Source organism: Pleomorphochaeta sp. DL1XJH-081 (assembly GCF_049310885.1).
Lineage (GTDB): Bacteria > Spirochaetota > Spirochaetia > Sphaerochaetales > Sphaerochaetaceae > CAYZJV01.
In genome coordinates, this window is record NZ_JBMDYO010000156.1 from 1 (window position 1) to 256 (window position 256).

The 256-nt window shown below is 47.3% G+C and carries 1 protein-coding gene; it reads left to right on the top strand.

Annotated features, from left to right (window positions below):
• A partial coding sequence (locus tag ACODJP_RS14275; RefSeq protein ID WP_422482632.1) for a hypothetical protein occupies positions 1-256 on the top strand: 256 nt, incomplete at both ends.

A 256-nucleotide genomic window follows, 5' to 3' on the forward strand; every position in this document is an offset into this window, starting at 1 on the left:
GTACTTCGCAACTGGATTGTAGGTAAAGAGAGCAACTATCTGGAAAACCTCCAGCCACACATTGATGCTCTGAGACTCGATGTCATTGTGATCCAATTCAACTATGGATTCTTTAATCATCGAGAACTGTCGGCGTTTATTCGTCGCCAGCATGACGCCGGTCGTTCAGTTGTTATGACGATGCACTCAACTGTGGATCCGCTGGAAAAAGAGCCGAGCTGGAATTTCCGTCTTGCTGAAATGAAAGAGGCGCTGG